Source organism: Trichocoleus sp. DQ-U1 (assembly GCF_039961925.1).
Classification (GTDB): Bacteria; Cyanobacteriota; Cyanobacteriia; order Cyanobacteriales; family FACHB-T130; genus FACHB-T130.
Map to the genome: position 1 here is coordinate 14,973 of NZ_JAMPKB010000003.1, position 22,474 is coordinate 37,446.

18 protein-coding genes are annotated in these 22,474 nt (G+C 48.4%); 12 read left to right on the forward strand and 6 right to left on the reverse strand.

Annotation, left to right across the window (positions count from 1 at the left end; translation table 11 throughout):
• Positions 1-43: 43 nt before the first annotated feature.
• On the reverse strand, positions 44-2,053 hold the full coding sequence (gene dnaG, locus NDI34_RS01855; protein ID WP_348231686.1) for a DNA primase: 2,010 nt from the start codon (positions 2,051-2,053) through the stop codon (positions 44-46).
• Between the two features lie 227 nt (positions 2,054-2,280).
• On the opposite strand from dnaG, the gene NDI34_RS01860 reads away from it, so the two are divergent.
• From NDI34_RS01860 to ftsY, 6 genes are all read left to right on the forward strand, one after another.
• The gene (locus tag NDI34_RS01860; protein WP_190536540.1) at positions 2,281-3,387 is read left to right on the forward strand and encodes an adenylate/guanylate cyclase domain-containing protein; all 1,107 of its coding nucleotides are present in this window, start codon (positions 2,281-2,283) and stop codon (positions 3,385-3,387) included.
• A 587-nt stretch (positions 3,388-3,974) separates the two neighbouring features.
• Positions 3,975-4,781: an HpsJ family protein gene (locus NDI34_RS01865; RefSeq protein WP_206754045.1), complete on the forward strand. Its 807-nt coding sequence runs from the start codon at positions 3,975-3,977 to the stop codon at positions 4,779-4,781.
• A gap of 270 nt (positions 4,782-5,051) precedes the next feature.
• Positions 5,052-5,951 carry a glycosyltransferase family 2 protein gene (locus NDI34_RS01870; RefSeq protein WP_190536539.1) on the forward strand — a complete coding sequence of 300 codons (900 nt, stop codon included), beginning with the start codon at positions 5,052-5,054 and terminating at the stop codon, positions 5,949-5,951.
• Positions 5,952-6,256: 305 nt separating this feature from the next.
• Complete coding sequence (locus NDI34_RS01875) at positions 6,257-6,979, forward strand: DUF502 domain-containing protein (RefSeq protein WP_190414695.1); 723 nt, start codon at positions 6,257-6,259, stop codon at positions 6,977-6,979.
• Positions 6,980-7,140: 161 nt separating this feature from the next.
• The gene (gene nusB, locus NDI34_RS01880) at positions 7,141-7,779 is read left to right on the forward strand and encodes a transcription antitermination factor NusB (RefSeq protein WP_190536538.1); all 639 of its coding nucleotides are present in this window, start codon (positions 7,141-7,143) and stop codon (positions 7,777-7,779) included.
• A 63-nt stretch (positions 7,780-7,842) separates the two neighbouring features.
• On the forward strand, positions 7,843-9,723 hold the full coding sequence (ftsY, locus tag NDI34_RS01885) for a signal recognition particle-docking protein FtsY (RefSeq protein ID WP_348231687.1): 1,881 nt from the start codon (positions 7,843-7,845) through the stop codon (positions 9,721-9,723).
• A gap of 122 nt (positions 9,724-9,845) precedes the next feature.
• Here the strand turns inward: ftsY and NDI34_RS01890 are convergent, their stop codons facing one another.
• On the reverse strand, positions 9,846-10,343 hold the full coding sequence (locus tag NDI34_RS01890; RefSeq protein ID WP_190536536.1) for a pentapeptide repeat-containing protein: 498 nt from the start codon (positions 10,341-10,343) through the stop codon (positions 9,846-9,848).
• Positions 10,344-10,620: 277 nt separating this feature from the next.
• On the opposite strand from NDI34_RS01890, the gene NDI34_RS01895 reads away from it, so the two are divergent.
• From NDI34_RS01895 to NDI34_RS01905, 3 genes are all read left to right on the forward strand, one after another.
• A complete protein-coding gene (locus NDI34_RS01895) occupies positions 10,621-11,976 on the forward strand; it encodes a glycoside hydrolase family 10 protein (RefSeq protein ID WP_348231688.1) in 1,356 nt (451 codons plus the stop codon).
• Between the two features lie 34 nt (positions 11,977-12,010).
• Complete coding sequence (locus NDI34_RS01900) at positions 12,011-12,625, forward strand: hypothetical protein (RefSeq protein WP_190676968.1); 615 nt, start codon at positions 12,011-12,013, stop codon at positions 12,623-12,625.
• 278 nt (positions 12,626-12,903) lie between these two features.
• On the forward strand, positions 12,904-13,194 hold the full coding sequence (locus NDI34_RS01905; RefSeq protein ID WP_199291947.1) for a glutathione binding-like protein: 291 nt from the start codon (positions 12,904-12,906) through the stop codon (positions 13,192-13,194).
• A 73-nt stretch (positions 13,195-13,267) separates the two neighbouring features.
• On the opposite strand, the gene NDI34_RS01910 is transcribed toward NDI34_RS01905, so the two are convergent.
• The 4 genes from NDI34_RS01910 to tig all read right to left on the reverse strand — a co-directional run bounded on the left by NDI34_RS01910 (position 13,268) and on the right by tig (position 17,954).
• Positions 13,268-14,185, reverse strand: coding sequence for an alpha/beta hydrolase (locus NDI34_RS01910; RefSeq protein WP_190536534.1), 918 nt, complete (start codon positions 14,183-14,185; stop codon positions 13,268-13,270).
• A gap of 114 nt (positions 14,186-14,299) precedes the next feature.
• Positions 14,300-15,640 carry an ATP-dependent protease ATP-binding subunit ClpX gene (gene clpX / locus NDI34_RS01915; protein ID WP_190414672.1) on the reverse strand — a complete coding sequence of 447 codons (1,341 nt, stop codon included), beginning with the start codon at positions 15,638-15,640 and terminating at the stop codon, positions 14,300-14,302.
• A gap of 9 nt (positions 15,641-15,649) precedes the next feature.
• Complete coding sequence (gene clpP / locus NDI34_RS01920; RefSeq protein WP_190414673.1) at positions 15,650-16,342, reverse strand: ATP-dependent Clp endopeptidase proteolytic subunit ClpP; 693 nt, start codon at positions 16,340-16,342, stop codon at positions 15,650-15,652.
• Between the two features lie 157 nt (positions 16,343-16,499).
• Positions 16,500-17,954: a trigger factor gene (gene tig, locus NDI34_RS01925; RefSeq protein ID WP_190414674.1), complete on the reverse strand. Its 1,455-nt coding sequence runs from the start codon at positions 17,952-17,954 to the stop codon at positions 16,500-16,502.
• A 448-nt stretch (positions 17,955-18,402) separates the two neighbouring features.
• On the opposite strand from tig, the gene NDI34_RS01930 reads away from it, so the two are divergent.
• The 3 genes from NDI34_RS01930 (at position 18,403) to NDI34_RS01940 (ending at position 22,471) form a co-directional block, all read left to right on the forward strand.
• Positions 18,403-19,446 (forward strand): aspartate-semialdehyde dehydrogenase, encoded by a 1,044-nt coding sequence (locus NDI34_RS01930; RefSeq protein WP_190414675.1) that lies wholly within the window; start codon positions 18,403-18,405, stop codon positions 19,444-19,446.
• Positions 19,447-19,552: 106 nt separating this feature from the next.
• Positions 19,553-20,437 carry a 4-hydroxy-tetrahydrodipicolinate synthase gene (gene dapA / locus NDI34_RS01935; RefSeq protein WP_190434099.1) on the forward strand — a complete coding sequence of 295 codons (885 nt, stop codon included), beginning with the start codon at positions 19,553-19,555 and terminating at the stop codon, positions 20,435-20,437.
• Between the two features lie 204 nt (positions 20,438-20,641).
• Entirely contained in the window at positions 20,642-22,471 is a 1,830-nt protein-coding gene (locus tag NDI34_RS01940) for a ribonuclease J (protein ID WP_348231689.1), read from the forward strand.
• The last annotated feature ends 3 nt before the right edge of the window (positions 22,472-22,474 follow it).

The following is a 22,474-nucleotide window of genomic DNA, read 5'->3' on the forward strand; positions in this document are numbered from 1 at the left end:
CCTAGCTACGCCGTCTGTTGCCGTCCTCGCTTCGCAAGCTTAATTAACGATAAAAATACGAAAATTGCAGTTGCCCATCTAACTCTTTGATCCGCTGTTTAGCCTTATAAAATTCCTGGCAATAATATTCCCGCTTTTCAGGAGCAATCGAAGTATCGGGGTTTTTCCAGAGTTCCAAAAAGCGGCGGGCGATGTTTTCACACATCACTCGTTCCATACAAGCAGCAGCTGATTTAATCAATTCAGGAGTGAGAATATCTTGCTGTGTATTTTCGTCGAGATGGAACAGCGGAGAAACCTGAGCTAAATCGTCAGGAAACTCAATTAACAAGTTTTGAAGGGAAGAGATCAGTTCTGACGCTTCTACTGTAGACGCCTCAGAATTTCTTTGTATATCTAATATTTTTAGCCATAAAAATCGGTAGTGGGGAAGGCTAAAGAATAAATCTCGTTCTTCTAGGACATCAATAACCGCCTGCCGATATTCGGGGCAATGGAGATAAAAGCGCAGCAGTAAAGCTTCGGCTCGTTCTAAAAGACTGCGTTCCGAAGAACCCGGTACAACTGGCTGTTGGCGTTTATTATTGCTACCGGTACGGCGCGACTGGAAACGTTTATTTTGATGGGGCTTAGTTTGCTTGAGAAGATTGTTAATTAGCAGCGGCACTTGTAGAGAACTATCTTGATTGAGGAGTTCTTCCCAGTGACGAACAACTTTATTGAGAAGATTATCTGATAGCAACCCTACCCGCCGAGAATCCCCCTGACTAAGGATTTCCGCACAGTGATTGATATAATAAGTAATCTGATCGTCGTTGGTGAGGTTGTTGAGTAACTTCACCAATTCTCCCGTAACTTGCTGAAATTGATCTGCTTGTTTGAGGTTTTTGCCGATTAAGATTTGCTGAATCTGCCAATCAAGCCACAGCGGGGCGTTGAGCAGTAGTTCCCGATAGGTTTGAGTGCCGCCTTTGCGGATAAATTCATCAGCATCTTTCCCATCTGGAAGGTTGAGAATTCGGAGATTAACTTGTCCTTGGTAAGCGAGATTGGCAATTTCTCCAATCGCTCGTTGAGTTGCTTTTGTCCCCGCGGCGTCGGCGTCGAAGTTGAAGATAATCTGCTTGGATTCGGTGTATCGCAGCAGCAGCCGCACTTGTTCTAAGCTGAGAGCAGTGCCCAGAGAAGCGACGACGTTGGAAATCCCTGCTGCATGGAGCGCGATCGCATCAAAATATCCCTCTACCACGACGGCTTGATCCTGCTTGCCAATCGCGTCACGAGCTTTATCCAAAGCAAATAAAGTTTTGCCTTTATGAAATAACTCAGTTTCGGGGGAGTTGAGATACTTGGGTTGCTCATCCCCCAAGGTTCTACCGCCAAAGGCAATGACGCGCCCTTGACTGTCGTGGATCGGAATCATCAAGCGATCGCGGAATCGATCTACATAACCGCTGCCCGTCTTCCGAGGAACAATCAACCCCGCTTGTTCTACCAACTGCACCGGGTGGTGTTTCTGTTCCACCAAGTAGCGATAGAGGGTTTCCCAACCCGCTGGTGCATAGCCTAGATGAAATTGTTGGATGGTTTCTTCCGAGAGTTGCCGCTTCGAGCGTAAATACTCTAAAGCCACCTCTCCTTGAGCTTGCCGGAGGGCGTGCTGATAAAAGCTTGCAGTCACTGCCAAAATCTCATGCAGCTGCTCTCGCAGCGTAATTTGGCGCTGCAATTCCTGTCGCTGTTCTGGTTCCAGCATCTGCACCGGAACTTGATAGCGCCGCGCCAAATCCAGCACGACTTCGCCCAGAGAACGCTTAGAATGTTCCTTCAGGAAGGTAATTACATTTCCCCCAGCTTGACAGCCAAAGCAGTAATACATCTGCTTGCTGGAACTGACACTAAAACTAGGGCTTTTTTCCTCATGAAAAGGGCACAAACCCACAAAATCTTTGCCCTGCTTCCGCAATAGGACGTATTCCGAGATGACATCTACGATGTCAGCCCGTTGCTTTACTTCCTCAATCGTGTCTGGATGCAGCCGGGGAATTTGCACAGCTTAGTTTTTTGTATTGAGAGAACCAATTGTGATTGGTGTTTTTTTCTAAACAAAGACAAAGGGGTCTTCCTAGTAATGTTCTAAGCTGGTACTAAGATAACTCTTGGCACCCATTCATCTTGCTAAAACTGAATCGCTAATCATCATTGTATTGGGATTACACTCAGGGTTGCACGCTACCAAAATTCTCAATCAACCTAGCGATATAGAGGATAAACCGGGCAGTGCTTAACTTTTTTCCTAGACGCCAAAGCGCGATCGCCAAAGCTGCCGCTACATTGGAAGCTTATGGGGTTAAACCAGCAGTACGGCAGCATCTGACGGCATTTTTGCAGGAAAGCGACAGCCGAGAACTCTACCATGCTAACCCCCGTCGAATTGCCGAACGATTGCACTTAAGCGAACGGGAGGCGCTGCGAGTGTTAGTCACCGCGTTGAAAGAAGGCATCCTATCTCTCAACTGGGACATTCAATGTCCCATGTGTCGGGGCATCGACTTCAATCCGAAAAGTCTGTACGATCTGCGGACAAACCATACCTGCCCAAGGTGTCACACTGTCCACGCCACTGATGCTGATGAGCAGGTGCGGATTACGTTTAGTATTGATGAACGATTGCGCCGCTTGGGAAGGGAAGCAGACGATCCGAATTTCCGCGCTAAAGTCGATGCTCAATATGGGGTAGTTTCCGGACACCAGATGCTGACGCTGCAAACTTTCCGCGACTTTTTTCCCCGCGAGACGATTCCGCCTAATGAGAGTTTAACGATTCGGCGGGTAGCAATTTTATTTTCGGATCTGGCTGGTTCGACGGCACTCTACGCAAGGCGAGGAGATTCGCGGGCTTATCATCTGGTACGCCGACACTTCGATCTGCTGTTTCAGGTAGTAGATTCCCACAATGGTGTGGTTGTCAAGACGATTGGGGATGCGGTGATGGCAGCATTCACTGCGCCTGCTGATGCGACGAGAAGCGCGATCGCCATGCATCAGCAGATGGAAGCTTTGAATCAACAGTTGCAACTAACCGCAGAAGATCGGCTCATCCTCAAAATTGGCATTGATGTCGGCCCTTGTATTAGTGTCACCCTAAACGAGCGGCTTGACTACTTCGGCACGACGGTGAATACAGCAGCACGGGTGCAGGCGACAAGCCAAGGCAACGACATTGCTTGTACCGAAACTGTACTCATGGACGCAGACGCTGCCAGTGCTGTCAAGGATTGCCCCCGGCTGGGTAACGCGATGAGTCTTAAAGGATTGGATGCACCGATTCTGGTTTATCGGATTGAGTTAATGAAGGCAATTTGCAGCAAAGCAAGTGATGTCTGAACTTTTCTCTCTCCGAACTTAAAGGAGTAGCGGGAGCAATTTTTACATTGACGATGTCAATGTATTTTTCTTATAAATTTTATTTTTCTGTTAACTCGCTTTCCTGAAATATTATTATTTTTTTTAGCCTTGCATTCTTCGATAGCCATCTTTTAAAAAAACGGCTAAGATTTATTAGAGCAAAAGCAAAACAACTGATTTTTAACAGTTCCTCACGCTCTGGACGCGAATTTTTTGGACGATGAACATAAAGATTGCGATGCTTACAAAGTTTTATACTTTTAGTTGCAAATTGTGATTATTTAACAGTGGTAGACCCAGTTGATGTAAGATGTGGAACTTGCTAAGAAAGTCTCTGGAAAATCAGCAGCTTTAAACTGAAGATAGTTACCGCGTACCGACAACTGAGTAGAAGTCCTCTGGGTTAACTTCCCTGAAGCCAACGGGTGAATCTAAGAAAACTTCCCTTCCTTTACTGAGTCTTCTAAACCTTGATAAATGCGTAATTATCCGGTGGGCAGATAGGTCACTCAGTATGTTATTCAGTTAAGTTTGAAGTAAAAAATTCATAACTCACGACGAAAACCATGAAAGCAGCTAATAGCCGTCAACCTTCCTCCGTTGCCTCCAAAATCCTCAAGTTGGTCGGAGTGATCCTAATTGTGTCCTCACTGGTTGACTATGCGGTTTTTCTAATTCCGCCAAATAGACCTAGCGGTGTGGACGATCCCCAGTGGCGGCTGAACTTCCTACAGTGGCAACAGGGCGTTACAGGGCAGCTAATTGACAGAGGTGTGATTCCAATGGTAGGTCTGGCGCTGCTGTTCGCTGGATATTGGATTGACAATAACTCTGGAGTAGCTCGAAAAGGTTGGGAAGATCTAGTAAGAATCGGAGCGTTGATACTCTCTGTTATTTTAGGTTTGAGCTTCCTGCTGCCAGTGCCCTTACTGAACATCAATAGCCTGCGTCTGCTGAACCAGGAAGCGGTCGCCCGAATTAACCAAAGAGCGACTCAAGTTGAAACTCAAATCGCCAGCCAGTCAGCCCAAGTTACCGCCCTGCTTGAAGATAGTAAGAAGCTTGCGGAACTAGATCAGGCGCTCAAGAGCGGTCAAGTTCAAGGGGAGCAACAGGCGAGATTGCAAGCACTCAAAGATCAACTACAAAAGTTAAAGCAAGACCCAAAAGCTTTGAACGCACAAGTCGATGCAGCTAAAACCCAAGTTCGAGGCGGCAAACTAGAAGCCCAAAAACAAGCTCAAGGCGAGTTATTGAAGACGAGTATCCGGAATGGTCTGAGCAGTTTACTCTTAGCGATTGGCTACCTTAGCATTGCGGCACTGGGGTTGACAGGTTCGGGAGGAAGCCGACGGAAAGCTCAGGCGCGGTAAGGACTCGCGAACGGTAAGTAGCTAGGGGTCAGTAGCCAAAAAGCTGTAGGTTTTTCCCTCAGCGAAGTGGTGACGAAGCTGCTGCCTGTTGAGTAGGCTAGGATGAAGGCTGCAATTTCTCATCCTTCATCCGGCGAAGAAAGCATCCCCGAACAGACTTCTACTCTTTGAAGTCACAACGCCCCAAGGAACCCAACGCGATTGGGATTTCCCTTTCTGAAGTGCATCCTAAAGCAGGGATTGGTTATTTCCTCTCACGAACGGCATCGCATGTTTTCAATTTACATCCTGACCTATAACGAAGAAATTGATATTGCCGCTTGTATTGAGTCGGCAATGTTATCGGATGATGTGATTGTGGTGGATTCGTACAGTAGCGATCGCACCCTCGAAATCGCCAGTCACTACGATGTGCGGGTGGTGAAGCATCGGTTTGAAAGTCACGGACGACAGAGAACCTGGATGCTTCAAGAAGTCCCCGCCAAACACGAATGGATTTATATCCTCGAAGCTGATGAGCGGATGACAAAAGAGCTGTTTCAGGAATGCCTGGAAGCAATTAAAACGACTGAATATGTCGGCTACTATGCAGCAGAGCGCGTCATGTTCATGGGCAGTTGGATTCGCCGCAGCACCCAATATCCCCGCTACCAGATGCGTCTGTTAAAACCGGGCAAAGTCTGGTTTAGCGACTACGGTCATACCGAACGGGAAGTTTGCGAAGGAGCTACCAGCTTCTTGAAAGAAACCTATCCCCACTACACCTGTAGTAAGGGATTGAGTCGCTGGATCGACAAGCACAACCGCTATTCTACAGACGAAGCCGTTGAAACCCTGCGTCAGTTAGACAAAGGAAGTGTCAACTGGCGAGAATTATTCTTGGGTCGTTCGGAAGTAGAAAAACGCCGCGCCCTCAAAGATTTGTCTTTAAGGCTGCCCTTCCGTCCGCTCGTGCGCTTCGTATATATGTATTTCTTTCTGGGTGGCTTTCTGGACGGGCGAGGAGGATTTGCCTGGTGTACTTTGCAGGCATTCTATGAATATCTCATCTTACTCAAGGTCTGGGAGCTTAAGCATCTTCCCCAGTCCCCGCTGGATGACCCAAGTCAGCCAATTCCTCCAGACGATACGAATGTGGATGCGACGACAGTCAGTTCCTCTCCTCGATAAAGGTAACGGACTTGTAAATGCTAAAGTGTAAAGTGTGATACTAGATCCCTGGGGAGTTGCAACAATTCTTCACAAGTCTTACAAATAAAGATAGAAAAGAAACAATTCCAGAATCAAACCTACGCTGTTGCGGCAGGTAAGTCATGCATGAAGGAGCAGCAATCTTTTAGAGAATGCCCGGTTCCAATTTTGCAGGCGTGTCTTCTGGGGTTGATTGACGAACTTTTTCAGCCAACACTCACCGAGTGAGATTGGTATCCCGATATAAAGAAAGCACCGCCAGTTGTAAGGAGATTGGGCAATCTGTGATCCAACGCTTCAAGCAGGACTTAAAGAATGACCTGATTGCAGGTCTCCTGGTTGTCATTCCTTTGGCTACCACAATCTGGCTGACAATTACAATTGCCAGCTGGGTGATCAACTTTTTGACCCGCATTCCAAAGCAGGTAAATCCCTTCGATGGCCTGCATCCCATCCTGGTGAATGTCCTAAATCTGCTGGTGGGACTGGCAGTTCCATTGCTGTGTATTATGCTGATTGGCTTAATGGCACGCAATATTGCCGGACGGTGGCTTCTAGATTTTGGGGAGCGACTGTTGCAAGCGATTCCATTAGCCGGATCGGTTTATAAAACGCTCAAACAATTACTAGAAACGATTCTAAGGGATACAAACGGCAAGTTTCGCCGCGTTGTTTTGGTAGAGTATCCTCGTCGAGGAGTCTGGGCGATCGCTTTTGTTACAGGTGTGATGAGCAGCGAAATTCAATGTCAGATGACTCGTCCCATGCTCAGCGTTTTCATTCCAACCACGCCCAACCCAACCACTGGCTGGTATGCGGTTGTCCCGGAAGAAGAAGTGCTGAATCTCTCCATGTCGATTGAAGATGCCTTCAAGGTCGTGGTTTCGGGAGGAATTGTCAGTCCCAATCCCTTACCCTTAGTGCCGGTTCCGACTGGTAGCGATCGCCAACTAGAACCCTTAGTTTCTGAAGGGAGATGGCAGGTTTTACCCACAGAGGAAGATTAAAAAATCACGAGGGAATGAGTAATGGGCAATCGGTAATTGTTAGTAGTTCTTAGTCCTTAGTCCTTGGTTTGTTGCTACTGGCTAATGACCAATGACAAATGAGCTTTTGACCAACGACCGATTACCGATTACTCATTCCCGATTACCCATTAGAATTTGTCATGCAAAACCGCCAACCCCGCCGAATTGCCCGTGAATTAGCTCTCCTCAGCCTTAGCCAGCTCAGTGGGACTGTAGAAGGACTGGCGACCCAGCAAATGTCCAGCTTAGTCACTGCTGCCATTCGCGCCCTCAGCTCTGAAGTTCAAGAGACTTTAGAGGTTGCCGCAGCAGAAGTTCAACGCTCCAGCGAGCGCTTGCTTAGTAGCGAAACCCGCGCCTCGGATGTTCAGAGTGCAAAGGTGATGATAAACGAAGCCATTGAGCTAACTCAGGCAGCTATCAACCGCGTGGGAACTGCTCTAGAACTGCCAGAATTTATTCAACTGTCAAACCAGCAGGAGGTTCGCGCCTACGCCTTAGAAATTATTACCAAAGTAAACGCCAAGCGGAAAGAAATCGATCAACAGCTCGACGAAGCAATGGTGAATTGGCAGTTAAACCGCCTGCCTCGGATTGACCGGGATATCTTGCGGGTGGCAGTGGTAGAAATTATGTATATTGGCGTGCCAGACAGAGTTGCCGTCAATGAAGCGATAGAGTTAGCTAAACGGTACAGTGATGAAGAAGGGCATCGGTTTATTCAAGGCGTCCTGCGCCGAGTCACTGACCAGCTTAAGGCTCAATCGCCCACGACCTAGAAAAGTTCTCTATAGTTAGTAGCAGTAATAGCTCCTTAATTGCTGCTGAGTTTTGTAGGTGCAATGGTTTTTAATTGGTTCCGTCGTCAGTTTAGCGATAAAACAAGTGATTCCCAAGTTGAACGGGAAAAAACCGATGTAGAGACGCCAGATATTGCGTCTCTACAACCGGAAGCCGAAACCCAAACGTCAGAATCAACAACAGAGGCTCAGTCACAGCAGGTTGCTGAAGACCTGCTCAGCTACGCTAAGGCAGCCTACAAAAATATTCAGCAAAAACAGCAACAATCCCAGGGAGAAACGGCTCCAGCGGTGGCTGAGTCACCCGCCACTTCGGCAGCGAAACCCAGCAAATTAGAGACTGTTGCAGAAACGGCAGAAGTAGAAACGGCAGAAGTCAGCGTGGAGGCTGAAACGGCTCAATCAGTTGAAGCACCCGCGACAACGACGGTTGAAGCTGAGGCAGCGGAAACTTCTGAAACTCCGACACTGGCAGAAGCATCCCCGGTAGAAACAGTCCAACAAACAGAAGCAGAACCGACTCAAACGCTTGAACCCGTAGTTGAGGCAGAAGCACCGACGACAGATGAGTCTGGGGAGCCAGAAGTCGAGACAGCGATCGCCCAAATCGGCGTCAATTTAGAAGCCGCCCCCCCAGAATTAGAGGCAGAGGAACCAGAGGTCAAGACAGCGATCGCCGAAACCGGCGTCGATTTAGAAGCTGTACCCTCAGAGGCATCACCAGAGCCAGCAGCGACTGAATCCCAGACAGATGAGACTGCCACTACCCCGGTGCCTTTCTGGGCACGGGAAGACCGACAGGCGCGGCTAGAACGCCTCAAGGCAACAGCGATAGAGACGCAAGAACCAGAACCTGTCAGGGCACCCGTGCAGCCAGCCGCGGCAACCGTAGAGACTGGATCGATACCCGGGCTTACCTTCGATGAGGGCTTCATGTGGTCAGCGCAAGTGCTGGCAGCTCAAGGGCGTCGGGTGGAGGATGTTTCAATTGAAGAAATTACTTGGCTGAAGCGGCTGCGGCAAGGCTTGGATAAAACTCGTCGCAGCTTGATCAACCGACTGAAGGCAATTGTCGGTCAAGGGCCGTTGAATCAAGACGCGGTGATGGAGATTGAGGCGCTGCTGTTGCAGGCAGATGCTGGCGTTGAGGCGACAGACTCTATCATCAATACGCTCCAAAAGAGGCTGCGAGATGAGGTGTTACCGCCAGAACAAGCGATCGCCTACCTCAAGCAAATCCTGCGCGACTTACTCGACCAACCCATTCAGGAATCCTACAGCCCCACCTTTGTTCCGACAAAAGACACCCTGAATATCTGGCTGATGACTGGGGTGAATGGTGCAGGTAAAACAACCACGATTGGCAAAATTTCCCATTTAGCTCAAAAATCCGGCTATAAGTGCTTAATTGGCGCTGCCGATACCTTCCGGGCTGCTGCGGTAGAACAGGTAAAGATTTGGGGACAACGCAGTGGCGTTGAGGTGATTGCCAACCCAGGGCAGAATACCGATCCGGCTGCTGTTGTGTTTGACGCGATCGCAGCAGCCCAAGCACGGGGTACAGAATTACTCCTCATCGACACCGCAGGGCGTCTCCAGAATAAGAAAAATCTGATGGACGAGCTGAGCAAAATCCGCCGCATTGTCGATAAAAAAGCTCCCGACGCCCAAGTAGAAGCCCTCCTGGTGCTTGATGCCACCCTCGGTCAAAATGGCTTGCGTCAAGCACAAGTCTTCTCAGAAGCCGCAAAACTCAGCGGCGTCGTCTTGACAAAACTAGATGGAACTGCAAAGGGAGGCGTGGCTCTAGCGGTAGTGCAACAGCTTGGCTTGCCCATCCGCTTCATCGGTGCAGGGGAAGGTATAGAAGATTTACGTCCCTTTTCTAGCTACGAATTTGTAGAAGCCCTGCTGAGTGGCTGATAGTCTGCTAACCTAATTTTTTAGCTTAAAAAACCCGTTTTCTTCGAGAAAACGGGTTTTTGATATGTCAGCAACTTTGTGTATGAAAACCGACAGCCCCGAATATCCAGATAAACAGGTTTTTACCGACAGCCTAAAGATTCGCGAGTTACCACTTTCGTCTTTGAATTAACACCTGTTGCTCTGGCACACAGTTTTTTTACTTGGACACCATCTAAAATCGCATTAGAAAAGTCGGCACCTGTGATGTCCGCATCGTTAAAGCGCGATCGCAACATCATCGCGTCTTCAAACACTGCATCAGTTAAATCTGCATTCGTGAAGTCAGCTAAATAGGCGATTCCATTGGTAAAGTCTGCTCCATGTAGATTCGCCTTGCTCAACACTGAACCATTAAACACCACACCCCGTAAGTCGGCATTGCTAAAGTTAATATTTTCCAGGTTGGCATTGGAAAACTCAATTGCTTGTAAGTTTTGACCGGAGAAATCCTTACCCGTAAGTTCCCCTTGACTAGCTGAACGGGAAATGGAAGAAGAGCTAGCGGCGAGTGCTGAAGGGGAAAAACAGATAAGCACGAGTGCCAAAACCAATGCTGTTAGTCGGAGAAAATGCTTCATACTAGATCGATTTTTTACGAGCCGCTTGAAAAACTATAACGATGTTTCGAGAACAGTCAAGTTCGCGACAATTAGATTAATCATGCCATGACTGGCTCAATGCTAGGTGATTGGATATTAGAGTTCCCAATCAGGCATTTTAAATTCGGATTTACTCAGCAAATGGCAGCGTTGCGGTTCAATTTCAAATTTTTGAACAAAAATTCCAGCTGAGGTGGACTCAACTTATGCCATTTTGGATGTTGGATTGACCGAAGCAATCTAGCAGGTATTTTTCGTGGTTAGAAATTATGCAAGTTCAAAGCCCAATGGTTTAAGGAGGTCGCGCCGCCGACAAAGGAAGGGGATTCATACCTGGTTCATTTCTTTGCTCTGTTTGGGGCTAGCGATCGCGTTCTCCATTTATTCTCCCCAATTTAGAACCAACTCCCCGCCTTCTGTAGCTTCCACTGAATTGCGGGGCGTTTGGTTGACCAATGTTGCGAGTTCCGTGCTATTTATGCCCTGGGGAGTCAACCGGGCGATGCACCAGTTATCTCAACTACATTTCAATACCGTCTACCCTGTAGTCTGGAATCGGGGACACACTTTTTACCCCAGCACTGTGGCAAGACGGAAGACGGGTCGCCCTCAAGACCAAGGGTTAGAGCTTCTGGGGCTGGGGCGAGATGTCCTCGCTGAGATAATCAAGCAGGGAAATCGACAGCAAATTCGAGTGATTCCTTGGTTTGAGTACGGCTTTATGGCTCCTGCGAATTCAGAACTGGCGAAGCGCCACCCAGACTGGATCTCGCTTCGTCAAGACGGCACCAAGAATATCTTGCCGGAGATTCTGGAACAGGGCTTGCGCGACCCGACTAAGCCAAATGTTCAGCCTGCTTCTCGAAAAGTAGAACAATTTATCCGCAACCAGTTTGCCAGGAAAGTTGTGTGGCTCAACCCCCTGCATCCAGAAGTACAGCAGTTTATCCTAAATCTGATGGTTGAAGTCGTCACTGAGTATGATGTAGCTGGCATTCAGATGGACGATCACTTTGGCTTGCCAGTTGAGTTTGGCTACGACCCTTTTACAGTCGAGCTTTATCGGCAAGAACACCAGGGTAAAAACCCTCCCACCAACCCCAAAGATGCTGAGTGGATGAGCTGGAGAGCAAACAAGATAACTGATTTTATGCAGCGCCTCTTTCAGTCTATTAAGTCTGTCAAACCTGGCTGCTTGGTGTCTTTGTCTCCTAACCCCTACTCTTTTGCCTACAGATTCTATCTTCAAGATTGGCAGACTTGGGTACAACGGGGTTTGGTGGAGGAGTTGGTACTGCAAGTGTATCGAGATGACCTAAAAAGTTTTTTGGCTGAATTGTCGCAACCCTCTGTGCAGATGGCGCGTCGTCAGATTCCAGTGGGTGTCGGGATCTTATCAGGCTTAGTGAGTCGTCCGGTTGACATGAAGCAGATTCAGCAGCAAGTTCAGGCGGTGCGCGATCGCGGTTTTAGTGGGGTATCCTTCTTCTACTGGGAAAGCTTGTGGGGTTATATGTCTCCAGAGCCACCAAAGCGACGCCGAGAGGCATTCCGGGCACTTTTTCCTGCCAGCGCTACACGACCCCAGGTTTTGCCATCCGGTAATCGGTGATGAACAATTAGCAATTAGCCATCCGCAATTAGCAATGACCAATGACCAATCGCCGATTACCAATTACTACATTTTTTGGTTCCAGTGGGTATCTGTCACCCTCGTAGGATTTTTAGTCAGTTTGTTGTGGATTGAGGTGGGTGAAAGACCCGATATTGGCGTTGTAGAGGGTGCAATCGGCGGGGTTGCGGTTGGTTTGGCACAAGCGTTAGTTCTCAGACAACGAGTTGAGGTGGGCAAAGGGATGCCAAATGCGATCGCGGGTTGGTGGGTACTCACTAGCGTACTGAGTTGGGGCTTCATTGGCGGCAGTGGTATCGGAGCCATCGGCTGGGTGGCACCCAAAACCTTACTATTTGAAGCCAGGATAATCTTTGGAATCCTAAATGGGGCACTGGCAGGCGCTTTGCTGGGACTGCTGCAAGGGCTTGTCCTGTTTGAGCAGGCGCAAAAAGCTTGGATATGGATCTTGGTCAGTTCTGTCAGCTGGGCGATGGGGCTAGGAATGGGTTGGGCTGTTGGCGGACTATTGCGCGAAGCGACGCGCTTATTCGTTAGTGAGGTAGTCGGTTTAGCCGTGGCATGGCTTGTTGTCGCTGCCATTACAGGCGTTGCCCTAATTGGCTTGCTGCGCTTTAAACCTGGCTGAGTTTTCTAGAATCTGTATCCGTAGATTAAATAATTAAAAGCGGTTAACTTAACTTTTTTTGCTTTCTTTCGTTTCTCAAAAGTGCCTACTAAATGTTGGTAATCTAATACTAGGAAGAAAGTAGTTTTTATCAGCAACTACAGCAGGTTGCGACGTAATGAAGTACAACCTGCTGTGAATTTTCAACCTACACACGCGCTCTTTCAACTGGCACAGGCAATAATTTTGGCTCTCCTGAATTGAAACGTCAGTGTTGAGACACTTTTATAAAAATTCAATTGAGTATAGGGTGTAAGATTGGCAATGCCAGCCCTACTCATAAAGCTGTGAGGTTTTCTCATGCTGGCGATCGCTCTTACTTTGGTAGTCCAAACCTAACTCTAGCCGAGGTTGTTGCTGGAAGTGTAATACCCTGGTTGCCGAGAGGGGGCGTATCCTTGAGTGACTATCCAAAGCTGAGTGCTTGGTGCGATCGCCTAATCGCACGAGAGACGTGGCAAGCGACTGAGGCTACACCAGAGCTAATGGAAGCGTTCAAGTCTCGCATGGCAGAGCGAATGGCACAGTAGAATGCAGTTTGAAAATTAAGGTAAACTGTTCAAAATCATCTCCTGCGATCGCCAAAAAGACAGAATGCGTGTTCTATTCATTTAAAGCTGGGGTTCCCAGAAACTCTCGCACTACCTTCAGGTAAGCTTCCGGTGCCTCTAGCATGGGGAAGTGAGCGGTATCGGGAATCTCAACATACTCGACTTTCTCACTTAATCCTGCTGCTTGTCGCCCCATTGCTGCGGGAATGATAATGTCGTATTCGCCAGCAACTAAAAGTGTTGGAACGGTAAGCTTGACGAACTCATTAGGCATCACTTCAGAAGCTTTTTCGCTAACTGAGGTAATCATGGTGCCTACAGCAGCTTGGTAATCTGCCATGAGAAAGTCATCTAAGAAAGCACGACTGATAGCACCGGGTAGCGGGCGATGCAAGAATCGCGCCATAAACATTCGGTCAACAAACGGAAGTTGATACAGCCAACGGGGACGGAATTTGACGACGTAACCGCCAAATTTATGAAAGGCTTTAAATGATTTTTCGTCGTATTCAAAAACGCCGCTACAGGTTAAGATTGCCTTGAATACTCGTTCTGGGTAGCTGTTTAGAAAAAAGACGCCGACAGATGCGCCCATAGAATGAGCATTGATGTATACGCGCTCCAGTTCTAAGGCATCTAATAAGCTTGCTAGGTCATCTGCGTATTCTTCCATTTCGTAAGTAAACTCTTCCGCTGTCGCAGGTTCGTCTGCTAGTGGAGACGAGATTTCTTCTGCTAAGGCGCTACCGTTCCCCACAGGCGAAAGTTTACGCGATCGCCCGAATCCTCGCATATCGTACAGCAAACAGTCAAACGTATCTGAAAGGCCTTTTGCAGGACTTTCCCAGTATCGAGAAGACCCCCCCCAGCCGTGTACGAAGACCATCACCGGCTTATTTTTACCTTCCTCGCTGGGTGTCTTAATCCACTCGTAATAATGGGCGATGCCGCGAACTTGAATATGAGCCATGTTGAAATTTTTGAGTTTTGAGTGATGCTTATTATGTAAAAAACCCGTCTTCGAGAAAGAAAACGGGTTTCTATATTATTTTCAGCTTTTTTGTCCCTAGGGCGAATACAAGCTTTAGGCAGATTCGGGCTTTGGCATCGAGGAGGGATGTACGATGAGTTCGGCAGTCGATCGCTTCTCGACCATTTCCCGCGTAATCATGCAGCGAGTCACATCCTTGCGGGACGGCAACTCATACATCACATCCAACATCAGTTCTTCAACAATGCCTCGCAGCGCTCGTGCGCCTGTTTTCCGCCGATACGCTTCTTGCGCGATCGCTCGCAGCGCATCCGGCTTGAACTCCAGTTGCACGTTATCCATCTTCAGCAGCTTCTGATACTGCTTCGCCAAAGCATTCCGAGGCTCTGTCAGAATTGCCATTAGCGCCTCTTCATCCAGCGGATCGACGACCGCCACCACAGGCACCCGACCGATAAACTCTGGGATCATCCCAAACTTCACCAAGTCGTCCGGCTCCAGGTTCCTCACAATATCAGCTGTCCGCTTTTCTCGCGGTTGACCTTCGCCACCTTGGACAAAGCCTATTGACTTTTTACCAGTTCTCTGCTCTACTACTTTTTCCAGCCCAACAAAAGCACCACCACAAATAAACATGATGTTGCTGGTGTCAATCTGGATGCAGTCCTGGTAGGGATGCTTGCGTCCACCCTGCGGCGGCACATTCGCAATCGTCCCTTCCAACATCTTCAGCAAAGCTTGCTGAACGCCCTCACCGGAAACATCCCGCGTAATTGAGGGGTTCTCGCTCTTTCGGGCAATCTTATCAATTTCATCTATGTAAATAATCCCCCGCTGGGCTTCCTCAACGTCGAGATCTGCCACCTGTAGCAGTCGCAGTAGGATATTTTCTACATCCTCCCCCACATACCCCGCTTCTGTAAGCGTGGTAGCATCTGCTACTGCAAAGGGTACATCCAGAATACTCGCCAGCGTTTGCGCTAGCAGGGTTTTTCCGCATCCCGTCGGGCCAATCAGAAGAATGTTAGATTTTTGCAGCTCTACTTGATCTTCCTGCCCACCTTTGCCACTGCCTTTAGACTGGATAAAACTCAGGCGCTTGTAGTGGTTGTACACCGCTACAGAAAGCACTTTTTTGGCTTCATCCTGACCAATGACGTGTTCATCGAGATACTTTTTCAGTTCTCTCGGTTTGGGAATTTGACTTAAAGAAATATTCCCCGAACGGGTTCGACGCTTCTGGGGAGGTTCGGCGCGAGGTACTGGTTGGGGTGCGGGTGCCCCAGAGTCCAGCAACTCCTCATCTAAAATTTCATTACATAGGTCAACGCATTCATCACAGATGTAGACTCCCGGCCCTGCAATTAACTTGCGTACCTGTTCTTGGGACTTGCCGCAAAATGAGCATTTTAGATGGGAGTCGTACTTAGACATACTTGCCTCTTACCTGAGTGAAGTAACAGTTGCTTCCGAGTGGGGAAGGTTCTGTCTGGAGATGACCTGATCGATCAAACCGTAATCTTTTGCTTCAGCAGATGACATGAAGAAGTCGCGTTCGGTATCTGCCGAAATTTTATCAAACGGCTGACCAGTATTTTGAGCTAGTAGCTCGTTCAGCTTTTGCTTATGATAGAGAATTTCTCTTGCTTGAATTTCTATATCAACCGCTTGTCCCTGAGCGCCTCCCAGGGGCTGGTGAATCATAATCCTGGAACTGGGCAAAGCCATACGCTTACCCTGCGCTCCACCTGCTAGCAAAAACGCACCCATACTGGCTGCTAAACCATAGCATATGGTAGCAACATCAGGGCGTATTTGTTGCATCGTGTCATAGATCGCCATCCCAGCTGTCACTGAGCCACCGGGGGAGTTGATGTATAGCTGAATATCTTTTTCTGGATCTTCGGCGTCTAAAAAGAGCATCTGAGCCACAATCGAGTCAGCCACATTATCATCAACCGGCGTCCCCAAGAAAACGATGCGCTCTCGCAACAGCCGCGAGTAGATATCAAACGCCCGTTCCCCCATTCCGGACTGTTCCACCACCATAGGGACGACGTTGCTGGGGAGTTGCGAGTAAATATTACTCTTCCTTAGGTTTGTGATTTCGTAATTCCGGGACAGAGATAAATCCATAACGAGCGAAACTTATATTTAAACGCTGCACTATCAGGTGAACTGGCGAGTGGCTTGTCACCACATACTTCCGTTATATCCGAATCCGCTGTATTTGACCATTCAGGACTGCGTGTGCAGATGTTGGGGCAATTTTTAAATTGCCCCGACACAAGGTTTATTCAACCTCAGACACCTCAGCTTCTAGTACGGATTCAGTAGCGGTTGCTTCTACTTCCGAATCTTCCGCTTGTGCCGCTTCTATTGCTTCTGGAGTGTTTGTTTCAGCCTGTTCCTCCGTCTCCTCAGGTGCGAGAGAGCCTTGGGGAACCAGTTCAATCGTGGCGTGTTCTTCCAGCCACTTAATCGCTTTTTCTTTGAGCAAATCGCCTTCGACAATGGTACGCAACCGTTCTAGGTCGATCTCTTGATCGGGGAACTGCTGGAGTAGCTCATTGACTCTGTCTGTCACCTCTTGCGGCTCGGTTTTGAGGGATTCGCGCTGAGCAATCTCCTCAAGTGCCAGAGTTTGTTTGATCCGCTCGATGGCTTCCGGACGCGATCGCACGCCCATTTGTTTTACCATGTCGGGAGTAAACACTTTCTTGACATCCATCCCCATCTGCCCCATCTGGATGATGGTTTGACGAAGCATGGTTTCAACTTCCCGCTGAATCAGGGTTTCCGGCAGGTCAATTTCAACTCTTTTCAAAAGTTCCTTGACAAGTGCTTGCTCTTTATTGGCTGACATTTCTTGATCGGCCTTCTCTCGGAATTTCTTCTCTAAGTCAGCTTGCAATTCAGCCAGGGTTTCAAACTCGCTGACTTCTTGGGCAAAGTCATCATCCACCGCCGGTAACTCTTTTTCCTTGAGGTCTTTGAGCGTGATGGTAAACATCGCTGTGCGACCGGCTAAATCTTGGCGATAATCTTCCGGAAACTTTACTTCTACTTCTTTGCTGTCTCCGGGATTCATTCCCACAATCCCATCGATAAATTCCCTCAAGAACCGCCCTTCTAACAGCTCTATTTGAGCGTCTTCTGCCTGACCCCCACTAATTTCTTCCTGTGCTTCATCTTCTTGTTCGCTGACAAAGCGGCTGGTATAATCGACTACCGCCACATCTCCCATCTGTGCCGGACGACCTGCCACTGGAATTAACGTAGCTTGCTCGACGCGACGCTCTTCTAAAAACTTCTCTATCGCACTGGAGTCATAGGGGACTTCTTCGGCTGTGATAGAGAGGTTGTTGTAATCGCTTAGCTGCACCTGCGGTTGGACATCTACCGCAGCTAAGAAAGTGATAGGTTCTCCAGGTTTAAACTGGCTGACTAATTCCTCGAAGTCAGAACGCAGCTCATAGTTACCAAGCGCCTCAATTGCTTCTTGCTTGAGAGCCTGCTGGAGACCATCTTGAATCAGTTCTTCCAAAGCAGTTGCTTTAATTCGGGTCGTTCCCAGTTGCTGTAGCAGGATCTGGCGAGGCACCTTTCCTTTGCGAAACCCAGGAATATTGGCTGAGCGTGCGAGCTTTTGAATCACCTGCTCGTAGGCATTTTTTGACATATCGGCTGGAATTTCAATTTCCAAGCCAATCTTGCTGGCGGGAAGCTTTTCCTGGGTAACTTTCATCAGTTAACTTCTCTCAAAACTCAGAGCGACAAGGTTGATAACAATTCGAGAGGGCGGGTATTGCAGACGTTTTCGGATGGTCGGTTCAAGCCAAATGGATACAATTTCTGTCTCAACCCCGTGATATCCTAGTTTTGCAACAGTTGGAGCTTTGGTAAATAAAACCTTACCTATCCCTCTCGTTGACATATTTGATGATAGTACATTGACTAAGCCATCGCTCTGTTGCGAATTCAATTTAGCTTGTTCGGGACTGGAAACTTCGACAAAGTCGGTGCTAAGCTGTGTAAAATTTCTTTAGAGATATTCGTTATATAACAAGCAACAGTCAATAAAAAGCGTCTTCCCGTACAAGCTCAAATTTCACGAAAAAAAATATTTAACTGTTTTGGCTCACTCTCATTAAAGCTTTTGACACCTACTATGTATTCAAGAGGAGGAACCATCTTTGTCTGATTCCTATCGCGTTGCCATTCTGGGAGCAACGGGTGCGGTGGGTACGGAGTTGCTAGAACTCCTAGAATCCCGTAACTTTCCGGTTGCTGAGTTGAAACTCTTGGCTTCTCCCCGTTCCGCCGGTCGAACTTTGCAATTTTTAGGCGAAGATTTGCCTGTAGAGGCAGTGGGCGATCGCTCGTTTGATAATGTGGATGTCGTGCTAGCTTCTGCCGGTGGGTCTACTTCTAAAGCTTGGGCATCGAAAGCAGTAGACGCTGGGGCAGTGGTGATTGATAACTCCAGCGCCTTTCGACTCGATCCTGGGGTGCCTCTCGTGGTTCCAGAGGTAAATCCAGAAGCAGCAGCAACTCATCAAGGAATCATTGCCAATCCCAACTGCACGACGATTTTGTTGGCAGTGGCGGTTTGGCCCCTGCATCAAGTGCAGCCAGTCAAACGCATTGTTGCCGCTACGTACCAATCGGCAAGCGGTGCGGGTGCGAGGGCAATGGAAGAAGTAAAAACCCACACTTCAGCAATTTTACGGGGAGAAGACCCGAAACCAGGCATTTTTCCCTACACCTTAGCGTTTAATTTGTTTCCCCATAATTCCCCGATGACCGATCTGGGTTATTGTGAGGAAGAGCTGAAAATGCTTAACGAGACGCGCAAAATTTTCGGTGCGCCCGATCTGCGAGTGACAGCAACCTGCGTGCGGGTTCCCGTACTCCGCGCCCATTCAGAAGCGATTAACCTAGAATTTGAGCAACCCTTCCCGGTAGCAAAGGCAAAGGAAGTGTTAGCGAATGCTCCTGGCGTTAAGTTGGTCGAAAACTGGCAGACCAATTATTTCCCGATGCCTATTGAAGCCAGCGGTCGGGATGAAGTGTTAGTGGGTCGGATTCGGCAAGATATTTCTCATCCTTGTGGGTTAGAACTGTGGCTGAGTGGAGACCAAATTCGCAAGGGAGCGGCTCTTAATGCCATCCAGATTGCCGAATTATTGGTAGAACGGCATCTACTGAAACCAACAACCCCAGCTTTTTCTAAATAGTTTTTTAAGCGATTTACAACAGTAGGGGGCACAGTCGTTGTGTACCCCTACCAACAAACAACCCATCACAAAACTAATCACGAAAACAGGGAGGAGTTCAAAGAGTGTGGTAAATTTTGGGCGCGTTCTCACCGCAATGGTGACGCCGTTTAAAGAAGATGGCAGTGTGAATTACGCTGTTGCAGAGCAACTGGCGGCTCATTTGGCTCAAAATGGCAGCGATGCCTTAGTAGTATGCGGCACGACGGGGGAATCTCCGACGCTAACTTGGGATGAGGAATACGAGTTATTTCAGGTAGTGCAGCGGGCGGTAGCTGGCAAAGCGAAGGTAATCGCAGGTACGGGGTCAAATTCAACCAAAGAAGCGATCGCAGCCACCGAAAAAGCCGCTAAACTAGGATTAGATGGATCTTTACAAGTTGTTCCCTACTACAACAAGCCCCCGCAAGAAGGGTTGTATCAGCACTTCCTCCGCGTCGCCCAATCCTGCCCAGACCTGCCCCTGATCCTCTACAACATACCCGGTCGCACCGGACAGAATCTCCAGCCAGAAACCGTGACTCGTTTAGCAGAGATTCCGAGTATTGTGGCAATCAAGGAGGCCAGTGGCAACTTAGACCAAGCGAGTCAAATTCGACGCGCCACCCCCGCGGAGTTTCAGATATACGCTGGGGATGATTCCCTGACGCTGCCTTTATTAGCCATTGGGGCTGCTGGAGTTATTAGCGTTGCCAGCCATCTGGTAGGGACTCAGCTCCAACAGATGATCCAAGCCTTTGAAAACGGTCAACCTCAGGTAGCAACCGAGATTCACCTGAAACTTTTTCCCTTATTTAAAGTTTTGTTTTGTTCAACCAATCCTATTCCCGTCAAAGCGGCTCTACAACTGCAAGGTTGGGATGTAGGTGCCACTCGTCCACCACTGTGCCATCTCTCAGAGTCAGATAGGCAAATGGTAGAGGCTGTAATGACTCAGATGGCTTTGATGTAAGGCGACGGTTTTTTGGAAAACTGAATACGTCCACAAAGGCAAGAGTAAAAAGGCAAGCGGCAAAAAAAGACAAAGTAAAAAGACCAAAGACACAACCTTCTCTTTTTACTTGGGGCTTTTTACGTGCCAAAGCTGCCCTATCTTATGCAAATTTTCAACGATTTTGTATTGATTGACATTGATTGACTTAATAGAAGGAAACAAATGACTAAGAACGAAGTATCTGCACCCATCCTGAATAAGAACGAATCATCCGCACCCATCCTAAATAAGAACGAATCATCCGCACCCGCCCTGAAAGTGATTCCCCTGGGCGGTCTGCATGAAATTGGAAAGAATACTTGTGTTTTTGAATACAACGACGAAATTGTTCTATTAGATGCTGGATTGGCTTTCCCTAGCGATTCCATGCACGGCGTCAATATCGTCCTGCCCGATATGACTTATCTGCGAGAAAATCGCCACAAGATTAAGGGCATGATCGTCACCCACGGTCATGAAGACCACATTGGGGGAATTGCATATCACCTCAAACAATTTGATATTCCAGTCATCTATGGTCCCCGCCTTGCAATGGCGTTGCTAGAAGGCAAGTTAGAAGAAGCGGGCGTTTTAAACCGCACCACGCTCAAACGGGTAGGGCCCCGCGACATGGTGCGAATAGGCGCTTCCTTCTTCGTCGAATTTATCCGCAACACTCACTCCATCGCGGATAGCTTCACCGTCGCTATCCATACTCCAGCTGGCGTCGTCATCCATACGGGTGACTTTAAGATTGACCATACCCCCGTAGATGGCGAGTTTTTTGATTTACAGAGGCTGGCTGAATACGGCGAAAAGGGCGTTTTATGCCTGATTAGCGACTCTACAAACTCGGAAGTACCAGGGTTTACCCCTTCTGAGCGCTCAGTTTATCCCAATCTTGACCGCTTTATCAGTCAAGCGAAGGGACGGGTGCTATTGACGACTTTCGCTTCGTCCGTCCACCGGATTAACATGGTTCTGGAAATCGCCCAAAAACAGGGACGAGTGGTATCCGTTGTGGGTCGTTCGATGCTGAATGTGATTGCCCAAGCACGCAATTTGGGTTATATCAAGTGTTCGGACAATCTCTTCCAACCTTTGCAGTCAATTCATCAGCTGCCTGAAGACAAAGTGCTCATTCTAACTACAGGTTCGCAGGGGGAGCCAATGTCAGCAATGACGCGGATTGCCAACGGCGAACACCGGCAAATTAAAGTTCGTAAGGGCGATACGGTGATCTTCTCGGCAAACCCGATTCCGGGAAATACCGTTGCTGTGGTTAACACCATTGATAAGCTGATGATGCAAGGTGCGAATGTCATCTATGGTCGTGATAAGGGGATTCACGTTTCCGGTCACGGTTGTCAGGAAGACCAAAAGCTGATGATTGCCCTGACTCGTCCGAAATTCTTCTTGCCAGTTCACGGCGAGCATCGGATGTTGATTCAGCACTCCAAGACTGCCCAGAGCATGAGCATCCCTGCGGAAAATATGGTGATTATTGACAATGGGGATGTCGTGGAGGTGTCGGAAGATGGCATCCGCGTCAAAGGTAAAGTTCCTTCTGGCATTGAGCTGGTAGATAATTCTGGCGTGGTGAAAGCCAATGTGCTGAAGGAACGGCAGCAGTTGGCTGAGGATGGAATAGTCACGATTGCAGCGGCAGTGAACTGGGAAGGCAAACTGAGTGCTAAGCCGGAAGTTCACCTGCGCGGTGTCGTGACATCAATGGAACGCGATCACCTACAGGGAATTGTCCGCGAAACCCTAGAATCTCTTTTGAGCGATCGCTGGTCAGAATTCGCCCGCACCTTGGATGATGAACTTTTAGAAGTTGACTGGATAGGGCTGCAAACTCAAATGGAGTCTGCCCTCCAGCGATTGATCCGCCGCGAATTCCAGTCTTCTCGCCCGTTGCTCGTCTTCTTACTGCAAACTCCGGAAGAAGAGCCACCTGCGAAGGCTGCGGGAAGACGCCGCCGCCGTTCGACTGCGAAGGTCGCATCCTAATCA